Origin of the sequence: Micromonospora sp. NPDC047620, from assembly GCF_043205005.1 — a bacterium.
Taxonomy (GTDB): Bacteria; Actinomycetota; Actinomycetes; order Mycobacteriales; family Micromonosporaceae; genus Micromonospora.
In genome coordinates this window covers 1-10,581 of record NZ_JBIDDG010000050.1, presented here as the reverse complement: position 1 = coordinate 10,581, position 10,581 = coordinate 1, and the positions used below count along the sequence as shown (strand labels likewise).

The window sequence follows — 10,581 nt, the reverse complement described above, 5'->3', positions numbered from 1 at the left end:
GGACGGCGATGACCGACGTACTGATCGTGGGCTACGGCCCGGTCGGGCAGGTGGCGGCGATCCTGCTCGCCCAGCGCGGCCTCACCGTGCGGGTGGTGGAGAAGCACACCACCCCGTACAGCATGCCCCGGGCCGTGTCGTACGACGGCGAGGCCAGCCGCATCCTCGCGGCCTGCGGCCTGGCCGACGTGCTCGCGCCGGCCGCCGACGACCCGGTCACCGAGCTGTCCGGCGAGTACACCTGGAAGAACGGCTTCGGCCGGACCCTGCTGCACGTCAAGGTCGCCGAGGACGGCCCCGCCGGCTGGCCCGACTCCACCTCCTTCTACCAGCCCGGCCTGGAGGACCGCCTCGCCGAGCGGGGCGCCGCCCTGCCCGGCGTCGAGGTGCTGCGCGGGCTGGAGGTGACGGCGCTGGCCGACCACGGCGACCGGGTGGACGTCACCGCCGTCGACGCGGCCGGCGCCGAGCACTCCTTCACCGCCGGCTGGGTGCTCGGCTGCGACGGGGCGAACAGCTTCGTCCGCCGCTGGCTCGACGCGGGCGTCACCGACCTCGGCTTCACCCACGACTGGCTGGTCTGCGACGTCGTGCTCAACGAGCCGGTCGACTTCAAGCCCAACAACCTGCAGATCTGCGACCCGGCCCGCCCCCGCACCGCAGTCTCCGCCGGACCCGGGCACCGCCGCTGGGAGTTCATGCGGGTGCCGGGGGAGACCCTGGAGGAGTTCCAGAGCCTCGACAGCGTGTGGCGGCTGCTCGGCCTGTTCGACATCACCCCCGACACCGCCCGCCTCGACCGGTACGGCGTCTACACCACCCAGGCCTGCTACGTCGACCGGTGGCGCTCCGGCCGAGTGTTCCTCGCCGGGGACGCCGCCCATGTCATGCCCCCGTTCCTCGGCCAGGGCATGAGCTCCGGTTTCCGTGACGCGGTCAACCTGGCGTGGAAGCTGGACCTCGTCCACCGGGGCCTCGCCGACCCGGCGCTGCTCGACACGTACGAGGTGGAGCGGCGGGCGCACGTGCAGCACGCCATCCGGATGTCCATCGACTCCGGCAAGGTGATCTGCGAGACCGATCCGAAGCAGGCCGCCGGCCGCGACTCGGTGATGCTCGCCGCGCTGCGTCGGCGTACCCAGCAGCGGCACGCCCGGTCGCTGCGCGAGGCCATCGTCGACGGCGTGCTGCACCGAGCCGCCGACGGCGCGCCCGTCCCACACGCCGGGGACCCCGCGCCCCAGGGCCGGGTGACCGCCGGCGGACGCACCGGACGGTTCGACGAGGTCGTCGGCACCGGTTTCGTGCTCCTCACCCGCGACGACCCGGCCCCCGACCTCGACGTGGACCGGGCGGCGTTCCTCGACGTCCTCGACGCCCGCCGGGTCACCGTCCGCCCCGGCGACGCCGCCCCCACCGCCGACGGAGACGCCGTCGACCTCGACGGTGTCCTACTGACGTACCTGGACGGCGCGGCCGCCGATGCCGTGCTGATCCGGCCCGACTTCTACGTCTTCGGCGTGGCGGCGGGCCCGGACGGCCTGGCCGCCCTGGTGGACGACCTGCGCCAGCAGGTGTCCGCCCGGGCGCTGCAACCCTGACCACCCCTCGAGAAGGAGTTCACTTGTTCGAGAACATGCGCACGCTCGGCCGGCTCATCCGGACCCTGACCACCAAGGACCCGGTCACCCGCGTCCGCCGCTTCTACGAGATCCAGGCCCCGGGCGTGGAGTTCGCCGCCCGCACCACGCGCTACATGAACGTCGGGTACTGGGAGGAGGGGGTGACCAGCCTCGACGTGGCCGGCGAGGCGCTGGCCATGAAGCTCGCCGACGCCGCCGGCTTCAAGCCCGACGACACCGTCCTCGACGTCGGGTTCGGCTACGGCGACCAGGACTTCGCCTGGCTGCGGAACCGCCGGGTGGCCAAGGTGCACGGCATCAACGTCACCCCCCGGCACGTCGAGCACGCCCAGGACCGCGCCCGCGAGGAGGGCCTCGCCGAGCAGGCCCAGTTCCAGCTCGGCACCGCCACCGAGCTGCCGTTCGAGGACAACACGTTCGACCGGGTGGTGGCGTTGGAGTCGGCGTTCCACTTCTACCCGCGCAGCGCCTTCTTCGCCGAGGCGTTCCGGGTGCTGAAGCCCGGCGGCACCCTCGCCACCGCCGACATCATCCCGCTGAGCAACGGCACCCCCCGGATGTCGATCAGCGCCGGCCCGCTCAGCTTCGTCAAGTTCAGCATCCCCGACGAGAACTGGCACGACCGGGCTCGCTACGCCGAGCAGTTGGCCGCCGCCGGCTTCGCCAACGTCGACGTGCAGTCCATCCAGGACCACACCTGGGAGGGCTGGCGGCAGTTCCAGGCCAACCGGCCCAGCGACCCGGCCTTCCAGGCCGAGGTCGAGCGCAGCGCGGTCAAGGGCATGGCCAACCACTGGCGCGACGAGAAGCTGATCAAGAAGGAGCTGGCGCTGCTGGACTACGTCATCGCCGTCGGCCACAAGCCGTGACACACGACGCGGCCCCCGCCGCCCCGGGGCGTCCCGGGCGGCGGGGGCCGCGCCGTGTTCTCGTCCGCGCGGTCAGCGGGCCGCCGTCCCGGCCAGGGCCGCCGAGATGGTACGCAGGATCGCCGCCTGGTGCTGGGCCACGAAGAAGTGCCCGCCCGGGAAGACGTGCAGGTCGAACGCGCCCGTGGTGTGCTGCTCCCACGCCTTCGCCTCGTCGACCGTGGCCTTCGGGTCGTCGTCGCCGGTGAACACCGTCACCGGGCAGCTCAGCGCCGGCCCCGGCGCGTACTCGTACGTCTCCGCCGCCCGGTAGTCGTTGCGGATCGCCGGCAGTGCCGCCCGCAGCAGCTCCGGGTCACCCAGCACGGCGGCGTTCGTGCCGCTCAGCTTCCTCATGTCGGCGAGCAGGCCCTCGTCGTCGAGCAGGTGCACCGTCTCGTGCCGGTGGCACGACGGCGCCCGCCGCCCGGACGGGAACAGGTGCGCCGCCGGCCGCCCCGTCTCCGCCTCCATCAGGCGCGCCACCTCGAAGCCCAGGGTCGCGCCCATGCTGTGCCCGAAGATCGCCAGCGGCTGGTCCAGCCACGGCTCCAGCACCCCGAACACCTGCCGGGCCAGTTCCGGGATCGTGCCGACGCACGGCTCGTGGCGGCGGTCCTGCCGCCCCGGGTACTGGATGGCGAGAACCTCCACGGCCGGCGACAGCGCCCGCGACACCGGGAAGTAGAAACTCGCGGACCCGCCGGCGTGCGGCAGGCATACCAGCCGCGGGGATCCGGCCGGCGCCGGGTGGAACCGGCGGACCCACAGGCCGTTGTCTGAGTCGGTCATTCGTACACGGTCCTTCCACCGGTGGCGCCGCCGTCAGCGCGGGCGCCGTGCGATCAAACGGACGCTAATCGGATCCACCGGGCCGGGGCCACCCCTAGCGGACGGCGGCGTGGGTTAGGGGTTGTCGCAGGTCATGGCGACGCCATAGCTTTCCCCCGCAGAGGGGACCCGTGGCTCTCGGCAGAATTGTGCTCAAGGGACGACAACCGATCTGGCCTGAGGAATTCGCGCATTCGTACCGTCGCCTACGTCAGGTCTCCGCCGGCCACCGCGATGGGTCAGGTTGATGGACACCGAAGAAAAGCTCCGGGAGTACCTGAAGAGGGTCACCACCGACCTGCGCCGGACCCGGCAACGGCTCCGTGACGTCGAGGACGAGGCGCAGCAGCCCATCGCCATCGTCGGCATGGCCTGCCGCTTTCCCGGCGGGATCACCTCCCCCGAGGGATTGTGGGATCTCGTCGCCGCGTCCGGGGACGCCGTCGGCCCGTTCCCGACCGACCGTGGCTGGGACCTCACCGAGCTGTACGACCCGACCCGGGAACGCCCCGGGACGTCCTGCGTACGCGAGGGCGGCTTCGTCCACGACGCGGGTGACTTCGACCCGCGCTTCTTCGGCATCTCGCCCCGCGAGGCCCTGGCCATGGACCCGCAGCAGCGGCTGCTGCTGGAGACCTCGTGGAAGGCGTTCGAGTCCGCCGGGGTCGACCCCGTCGGGCTGAAGGGCGCCCGCGTCGGCGTCTTCGCCGGGCTCACCCACGCCGACTACGCCGCCGGTGCCGCCGACGTGCCCGACGGCGTCGTCGACTACCTCGGCCTCGGCAACGCCGGCAGCATCAGCTCCGGCCGGGTCGCGTACGCGTTCGGCTTCGAGGGGCCGGCGGTGACCGTCGACACCGCGTGCTCGTCCTCGCTGGTGGCGCTACACCTCGCCGTGCAGTCGCTGCGCTCCGGCGAGTCCGACCTGGCCCTGGCCGGCGGCGTGACGGTCATGCCCACGCCCGCCGTGTTCGTCGACTTCACCCGCCAGGGCAACCTGTCCATGTCCGCCCGGTGCCGGGCGTTCGCCGACGGTGCCGACGGCACCTCCCTCGCCGAGGGCGTCGGGATGCTCCTCGTCGAGCGGCTGTCCGACGCGCGGCGTCTGGGCCACCGGGTGCTCGCGGTGGTGCGGGGGACCGCCGTGAACCAGGACGGGGCGTCGAACGGGTTGACGGCGCCGAACGGTCCGTCGCAGCAGCGGGTGATCCGGCAGGCTCTGGCGAACGCGCGGTTGTCTCCTGCCGACGTGGATGTGGTGGAGGCGCACGGCACGGGTACGACCCTGGGTGATCCGATCGAGGCGCAGGCCCTCCTTGCCACCTACGGTCAGGGCCGTGACGGCGTGGAGCCGTTGTTGTTGGGGTCGGTGAAGTCGAACCTGGGTCACACGCAGGCCGCTGCTGGGGTGGCGGGTGTGATCAAGATGGTCCTGGCGATGCGGCACGGGGTGGTGCCGGCGACGCTGCATGTGGATGCGCCGTCGTCGAGGGTGGACTGGTCGTCGGGTGCGGTGGCTTTGGTGACGGAGTCGCGGTCGTGGCCGGTGGTGGATCGGCCGCGTCGGGCGGCGGTGTCGTCGTTCGGGATCTCCGGGACCAACGCGCACGTGATCGTGGAGCAGGCGGAGGCGGTGGCGGTCGAGGCGTCGGCCGTGGTGGGTCTGCCGGTGGTGCCGTGGTTGGTGTCGGGGCGGTCGGCGGAGGCGGTGTCCGGTCAGGCGGCGCGGTTGGCGGAGTTCGTCCGGCGGGAGTCGGGTGTGCCGGCGGTGGAAGTGGGCTGGTCACTGGCGACGTCGCGGGCGGCGTTGGAGCACCGGGCGGTGGTATTGGGCTCGGACCGCGAGGAACTGCTGGCCGGACTGGGTGCCCTGGCCGAGGGCTCGGTGCTTTCGGGTGTGGTCGCCGGTGAGCAGGTCGTGGGCCGTCGGGCGTTCCTCTTCACGGGTCAGGGTTCGCAGCGGGTGGGGATGGGTCGTGGGTTGTACGACGTGTTCCCGGTGTTCGCGGAGGCGTTCGACGGGGTGTGTGCCCGTTTCGAGGGCCGGTTGCCGCGGTCGTTGCGGGACGTGGTGTTCGGTGAGCCCGACCTGCTGGATCAGACGGTCTACACGCAGGCGGGTTTGTTCGCGGTCGAGGTGGCCCTGTACGAGTTGTTGTCGTCGTGGGGTGTGCGGCCGGACTACCTCGCCGGGCATTCGATCGGTGAGGTGGCTGCCGCCTATGTGGCGGGGGTGCTGTCGTTGGAGGACGCGTGCACTTTGGTTGCGGCGCGGGGTTCGTTGATGCAGGCGCTCCCGTCCGGTGGCGGGATGCTGGCTGTGGGCGCGTCCGAGGGCGAGGTCCGCGAGTTGGCCGGTGACGGCGTGGATGTGGCGGCGGTGAACGGGCCGCGGTCGGTGGTGCTGTCCGGTGCAGAAGTTGACCTTGACCGGGTCGGGCAGCTCTGCGTGGAGCGGGGTTGGCGGGTCAAGCGGTTGTCGGTGAGTCACGCGTTCCATTCGAGGTTGATGGAGCCGATGCTGGACGGGTTCCGTGCGGTGCTCGACTCGCTGACCTGGCAGGCACCGAAGCTGCCGATCGTCTCCAACGTCACCGGTGGGTTGGCTGATCCGGGTGAGATCGCCTCGCCGGGGTACTGGGTGCGGCATGTGCGGGAGGCGGTCCGGTTCTCCGACGCGGTCGCGACTCTGCACGGGTGCGGGGTGGGCACGTTCCTGGAGGTCGGCCCGGACGCGACCCTGACGGCGATGGCCGCGGACACCCCTGCCGACCGGCCGGTTCACCACGTTCCCGCGTTGCGCCGGGACCAGTCCGACACCACCGCCCTGGTGACGGCGTTGGCCAGGTTGCGCGTGACGGGCACGCCGGTGGACTGGGCGGCGTGGTTCACCGCGCAGACCGGCCAGCCGCCCCGGACCGTCGACCTGCCCACGTACGCCTTCCAGCGCCAGCGCTACTGGCTCGACGCCGGCCCGACCGGGGGTGGCGCCGACGCCTCCGGCCTCGGCGTACGCAACGGCCGGCACCCCCTGCTGAACGCCGAGCTCGTCTCCGCCGCCGACGACGTACGCATCCACGGCGGCCGGCTCTCGGTGCGGACCCAGCCGTGGCTCGCCGACCACGTGGTCTGGGGCTCCGTCGTCGTTCCGGGCACCGCGCTGGTCGAGATGGCGCTGCACGCGGGCGGGCAGGCCGGCTGCGACGCGCTCGACGAACTGACCCTCGCCGCCCCGCTCGTGCTGCCCGAGCAGGGCGCCCGTGCCGTGCAGCTCACCCTCGGCGCTCCCGACGAGCACGGCCGCCGTCGCGTCGCCATCCACTCCCGCCCGGCCGACGACCCGCGCGGCGACTGGACCCGGCACGCCGAGGGCGTCCTCGCGCCCGCAGCCGCCGACATCGGCGGGGCGCTGACCGAGTGGCCGCCGCCCGACGCCGCCGCCGTACCGGTCGAGCCGATCTACGAGCAGCTCGGCCGGCTCGGCGTCGACCACGGGCCGACGTTCCGCGGGCTGCGCGCCGCGTGGCGTACCGGCGAGGCGGTCTTCGCGGAGGTCGCGCTGCCGGACGGCACCACCCCCGGGGCGTTCGCCATCCACCCGGCGCTGCTGGACGCGGCGCTGCACGTCGTCGGCCTCACCGACGACGCCGACGCCGACGCCTCCGGGGCCCGGCTCCCGTTCGCGTGGTCGGGCGTCGCGCTCTCCGCCGTCGGCGCCACCACCCTCCGGGTACGCGTCGAACGGGCCGGCTCGGCGGTGTCGCTGACCCTCGCCGACGGCACGGGCGCCCCCGTCGCCCGGGTCGCCTCGCTGGTCTCCCGGCCCGTCGGCGCCGACCAGCCCGACACCGCCGGGGCCGCCGACGTACCCCTGTTCGACCTGCGCTGGACCGCCCTGCCGCTGCCGTCGCGGCGGGCCCCCGGGATCGTGGCGATCGGCGAGGCCGCCGCCCTCGCCGACGCGGTGGTGCCCGGCGGACTGGCCGACCTCGCCGAGGCCGTTGACGCCGGCCTGCACGCCCCCCGGCTGGTGCTGCTCCCGCCCGGCGCCGCCCCGGCGGGCGAGCCGCTCGGCCCCACCCGGGACCGCCTCGCCGACACCCTGACAACGATGCAGCGGTGGCTGGCCGACGACCGGTTCGCCGACCGGCGACTCGTGGTGCTCACCCGGGGCGCGGTCCCCGCCGACGACGCCGACACCGTGCCCGACCTGCCCGCAGCGGCCGCCTGGGGCCTGGTCCGCACCGCACAACTGGAACACCCGGGCCGGTTCGTCCTCGTCGACGTCGACGAGCACACCGACGCCGAACTGCTCGGCCGGGCGTTGGCCGGCGACGAACCCCAGCTCGCGCTGCGGGACGGCCGGCTCCTCGTACCCCGACTGGCACCCGCCGAACCCGACCCGACCGGCGCGGTCGACCTGCTGCCGGACGGGACGGTGCTCGTCACCGGCGCCACCGGCACCCTCGGCGGCCTGCTCGCCCGCCACCTGGTCGGCGCCCACAAGGTGCGCCACCTGCTCCTGGTCGGCCGGCGTGGCACCGACGCCCCCGGCGCGGCCGACCTGCTCGCCGACCTCGCCCGGCTGGGCGCCCAGGCCCGGCTCGTCGCCTGCGACGTGGCCGACCGGGACCAGCTCGCCGCGCTGCTGGCCGACATCCCGGCCGAGCACCCGCTCACCGGGGTCGTCCACGCCGCCGGCACCCTCGACGACGCCGTGGTCACCGCGCTGACCCCCGAGCGGACCACCGCCGTGCTGCGCCCCAAGGCGGACGCGGCCTGGCACCTGCACGACCTCACCCGGCACCTGGACCTGCCGATGTTCGTGCTGTTCTCCTCGATCGCCGGCCCGCTCGGCGGCCCCGGCCAGGGCAACTACGCCGCAGCCAACGCCTTCCTCGACGGGCTGGCCCACCACCGGCGCGCCGCCGGGCTCGCCGCCACCTCCCTGGCCTGGGGGCTGTGGGAGGAGAGCAGCGGCATGACCCGCCAGTTGGGCGCCGCGCGGCGGGAACGGATGGCCCGCCAGGGCATCGCTCCGCTCGGCACCGAGCAGGCGCTCGCCCTGTTCGACGCGAGCCGGCGCAGTCGGCGGCCCCTGCTGCTGCCCGTACGCCTCGACCTGGCCGCGCTGCGCGACCTCACCACCGTCGACCACCTCCCGGCTCCCCTGCGCGGCCTGGTCGGCGTGCGACCGCGGCGCGCCGCCGCCGGCGGGGCGATGCCCGCGGGGGCCCTGCGCGACCGCCTGGCCGGGGCGTCGGACGAGGACCGCCGGCGCATGGTCGAGGAACTCGTCACCGGGCAGGTCGCCGAGGTGCTCGGCTACTCCTCGCCGGCCGCGGTCGGCTCCGGGCAGTCCTTCACCGAGCTGGGCTTCGACTCGCTGACCGCGGTCGACCTGCGGAACCGGCTGACCACCCTCACCGGCCTGTCGCTGCCGGCCACCCTGGCCTTCGACCACCCCACCCCGGACGCGCTCACCGGGCACCTGATGGCGCAGCTCGGCCCCGGCCGGGGCGCGCCCACACTCCTCGACGAGCTGGACCGGCTGGAGGCGGCGTTCGCCGCCACCCCGCCGGAGACCCTGGAAGAGCTGACCGCCGACGAGACGACCCGGTCGGCGATTGCCGCCCGGCTCCGGGCGCTGCTCAGCCGCTGGGACGGCGACACCGGCGCGGCGGGCACCGCTGCCCAGGTCATCGACGACGCCAGCGACGACGAACTCTTCGACTTCATCGACAGCACGTTCGGTCGTAACTGACCGTCGTACCGCCCCGCTTGCCGACCAACGCGACAGGTGAAATCCCCGATGGCCAACGAAGCCAAGCTCCGTGAGTACCTCAAGCGCGTCACCGCCGATCTCGCCGAGACCAGCGAACGCCTGAAGGCCGTCGACGCCAAGAACCACGAGCCGATCGCGATCGTCGGCATGAGCTGCCGGTACCCGGGCGGCGTCCGCTCGCCGGAGCAGCTCTGGGAACTGGTCGCCGCCGGGGGCGACGGCATCACCGGCTTCCCCGTCGACCGGGGCTGGGACACCGACGAGGCGTACGACCCGACCGGCGAGCGGCGGGGCAGCACGTACGCCCGCGAGGGCGGGTTCCTGCACGACGCCGGGGACTTCGATCCGGAGCTGTTCAAGATCTCGCCGTACGAGGCGCTGGCGATGGACCCGCAGCAGCGGCTGATGCTGGAGGCGTGCTGGGAGGCCGTCGAGGACGCCCGGATCGACCCGCTGTCCCTGCGCGGCAGCCGCGTCGGCGTCTTCGCCGGCATGATGTACCACAACTACGCCGCCGGGCTCGGCGAGGTGCCCGAGACCCTGGACGGCTTCATCGGCGGGGGCACTGCCAGCAGCGTCCTGTCGGGGCGGGTCGCGTACACGTTCGGGTTCGAGGGGCCCGCCCTCACCGTCGACACGGCCTGCTCGTCGTCCCTGGTGGCGCTGCACCTGGCGGTGCAGTCCCTGCGGTCCGGCGAGTGCACCCTCGCCCTGGCCGGCGGCGTCACCGTGATGACCACGCTGGAGACGTTCATCGACTTCAGCCGGCAGCGCGGGCTCGCCCCGGACGGGCGGTGCAAGTCGTTCGCCGAGGGCGCCGACGGCACGGGCTGGTCCGAGGGCGTCGGGATGCTCCTCGTCGAGCGGCTGTCCGACGCGCGGCGTCTGGGCCACCGGGTGCTCGCCGTGGTGCGGGGGACCGCCGTGAACCAGGACGGGGCGTCGAACGGGTTGACGGCTCCGAACGGTCCGTCGCAGCAGCGGGTGATCCGGCAGGCTCTGGCGAACGCGCGGTTGTCTCCTGCCGACGTGGATGTGGTGGAGGCGCACGGCACCGCCACGACGTTGGGTGATCCGATCGAGGCGCAGGCCCTCCTCGCCACGTACGGCCAGGGGCGGCCGGGGGACCGTCCGTTGCTGTTGGGGTCAGTGAAGTCGAACCTGGGTCACACGCAGGCCGCTGCTGGGGTGGCGGGTGTGATCAAGATGGTCCTGGCGATGCGGCATGGGGTGGTGCCGGCGACCCTGCATGTGGATGCGCCGTCGTCGAGGGTGGACTGGTCGTCGGGCGCCGTCGCGCTCGCTACCGAGTCGCGGTCGTGGCCGGTGGTGGATCGGCCGCGTCGGGCGGCGGTGTCGTCGTTCGGGATCTCCGGGACCAACGCGCACGTGATCGTGGAGCAGGCGGAGGCGG

General features: G+C 73.6%; 5 protein-coding genes. 4 read left to right on the top strand and 1 reads right to left on the bottom strand.

Annotation, left to right across the window (positions count from 1 at the left end; genetic code table 11):
• Window positions 1-8: 8 nt before the first annotated feature.
• Entirely contained in the window at window positions 9-1,601 is a 1,593-nt protein-coding gene (locus tag ACGF5C_RS33000) for a bifunctional 3-(3-hydroxy-phenyl)propionate/3-hydroxycinnamic acid hydroxylase (protein WP_393308050.1), read from the top strand.
• Window positions 1,602-1,624: 23 nt separating this feature from the next.
• The gene (locus ACGF5C_RS32995; RefSeq protein ID WP_393308048.1) at window positions 1,625-2,512 is read left to right on the top strand and encodes an SAM-dependent methyltransferase; all 888 of its coding nucleotides are present in this window, start codon (window positions 1,625-1,627) and stop codon (window positions 2,510-2,512) included.
• A 72-nt stretch (window positions 2,513-2,584) separates the two neighbouring features.
• Here ACGF5C_RS32995 and ACGF5C_RS32990 read toward each other — a convergent pair whose 3' ends face one another.
• Window positions 2,585-3,343, bottom strand: a complete 759-nt coding sequence (locus tag ACGF5C_RS32990; protein ID WP_393308046.1) for a thioesterase II family protein — start codon at window positions 3,341-3,343, stop codon at window positions 2,585-2,587.
• A gap of 283 nt (window positions 3,344-3,626) precedes the next feature.
• On the opposite strand from ACGF5C_RS32990, the gene ACGF5C_RS32985 reads away from it, so the two are divergent.
• Together ACGF5C_RS32985 and ACGF5C_RS32980 are read left to right on the top strand one after the other, a co-directional pair.
• Window positions 3,627-9,146 (top strand): SDR family NAD(P)-dependent oxidoreductase, encoded by a 5,520-nt coding sequence (locus ACGF5C_RS32985; protein ID WP_393308044.1) that lies wholly within the window; start codon window positions 3,627-3,629, stop codon window positions 9,144-9,146.
• A 36-nt stretch (window positions 9,147-9,182) separates the two neighbouring features.
• Window positions 9,183-10,581: type I polyketide synthase (locus ACGF5C_RS32980; protein ID WP_393308042.1), on the top strand; the 1,399-nt coding region annotated here is incomplete at its 3' end.